At 74.9% G+C, this 2,005-nt stretch carries 1 protein-coding gene; it reads left to right on the top strand.

Going from position 1 to position 2,005, the window contains the following annotated elements:
• Positions 1–1,904 (top strand): glycoside hydrolase family 3 N-terminal domain-containing protein (locus CBZ_RS00685; protein WP_130779705.1); only part of this gene is annotated, 1,904 nt, incomplete at its 5' end.
• Positions 1,905–2,005: the final 101 nt, after the last annotated feature.

The following is a 2,005-nucleotide window of genomic DNA, read 5'->3' as shown; positions in this document are numbered from 1 at the left end:
CCGGCATCCACTGGACCTTCTCGCCCGTCCTGTGCATCACGCGCGACCTGCGCTGGGGCCGCGTGAACGAGACGTTCGGCGAGGACCCGTTCCTCATCGGCGAGCTCGCGTCCGCCATGGTCGCGGGCTACCAGGGCGACGGCCTCGACGACCCCACCGCGATCCTCGCGACCGCCAAGCACTTCGCGGGCTACTCCGAGACGCAGGGCGGCCGCGACGCGTCCGAGTCCGACATCAGCCACCGCAAGCTGCGGTCCTGGTTCCTGCCGCCGTTCGAGCGCGTCGCCCGCGAGGGCTGCCGCACGTTCATGCTCGGCTACCAGTCGACCGACGGCGTCCCCATCACGATCAACGAGTGGCTGCTGTCCGACGTGCTGCGCGGCGAGTGGGGCTACACCGGCACCCTCATCACCGACTGGGACAACGTCGGGCGCATGGTCTGGGAGCAGCACATCCAGCCCGACCACGCGCACGCCGCCGCCGCCGCCGTGAACGCCGGCAACGACATGGTCATGACGACCCCGCAGTTCTTCCAGGGCGCGCAGGACGCCGTCGCCCAGGGCCTCCTCGACGAGTCCGCGCTGGACGCCGCCGTCGCCCGCGTGCTCACGCTCAAGTTCGAGCTCGGGCTCTTCGAGGACCCGCGCCGTCCCGACCCCGCCCGTGAGGCCACCGACATCGCGCCGCCCGCGCACACCGCGCTCAACGTCGAGGTCGCGCGCCGCTCGCTCGTCCTGCTCACCAACGACGGCACCCTGCCGTTCGCGGGCGGCCTGGACGCCGACGCGAGCGGCCGCGCGCGCAGCGAAGGCACCCCGCGCACCGTCGCCGTCGTCGGCCCCAACGCCGACGACCCCGACACCACGCTCGGCGACTGGGCGGGCCGCTCCGGGCAGGTCGACTGGCTGCCCGACGGCCACCCGCGGCACATGATCTCGACCGTCCTCGACGGCCTGCGCGCGCACGTCCCCGCCGACTGGTCCGTCACGCACGCCCGCGGCGCGGAGATCCTCACGCTCGAGCCCGACCCCGCCGGGGCGTTCTTCCCCGACGGCCAGCCCCGCCCGCCCGTGGTCGCGTCCGCCGCGGTCGACGACGCGCAGATCGCCGAGGCCGTCGCCGCCGCGCAGGGCGCCGACTACGTCGTCGCCGTCGTCGGCGACCGCATCGAGCTCGTCGGCGAGGGCCGGTCCACCGCGACGCTCGACCTGCTCGGCGGGCAGGTCGCCCTGCTCGACGCCCTGGAGGCCACCGGCACCCCGATGGTCGTCGTCGTCCTCGCGTCCAAGCCGCTCGTGCTGCCGCCGTCCGCGCACCGCGCCGCCGCGATCGTCTGGGCCGCGAACCCCGGCATGCGCGGCGGGCAGGCCGTCGCCGAGGTGCTGCTCGGGCTCGTCGAGCCGTCCGGACGCCTGCCGATCTCGTTCGCCGCGCACGTCGGCCAGCAGCCGACGTACTACAACCAGATCCCCGGCCAGCACGGCGACCGCTACGCCGACCTCACCCAGCGGCAGCCGTTCGCGTTCGGCGAGGGTCTGTCGTACACCACCGTGTCCTACGCGGACCTGCGCGTCCTCACGCCCGCGGTCGGCCCGGACGACACCGTCCGCGCCCAGGTCACCGTGACCAACACCGGCGCCCGGCCGACGCGCGAGACCGTCCAGGTGTACCTGCACGACGTCGTGACGTCCGCGACCTGGGCCGCCAAGGAGCTCAAGGCGTACCGCCAGGTCGACCTCGCCCCGGGCGAGTCCGTCGTCGTCGACCTGGAGCTGCCCGTCGCCGACTGCACGATCGTCGACCGGCACGGCACGCGCGTCGTCGAGCCCGGCGCGTTCGACCTGCTCGTCGGCCCGTCGTCGCGCGACGAGGCCCTGCTGGCCGGGCGGTTCGTCGTCGCCTGACGACCCCCGCGCAACCCCCGCGCCACCCTCCGCTCCGCCCTGGTCCACCCCGGGGCGGACCCGCGGACCCTGAGGCCGCACCCCTGCGGCCCAGGGTCCGC

Origin of the sequence: Cellulomonas biazotea (genome assembly GCF_004306155.1) — a bacterium.
GTDB classification, from domain to species: Bacteria; Actinomycetota; Actinomycetes; order Actinomycetales; family Cellulomonadaceae; genus Cellulomonas; species Cellulomonas biazotea.
This window is presented reverse-complemented; position numbering and strand designations above follow the sequence as displayed.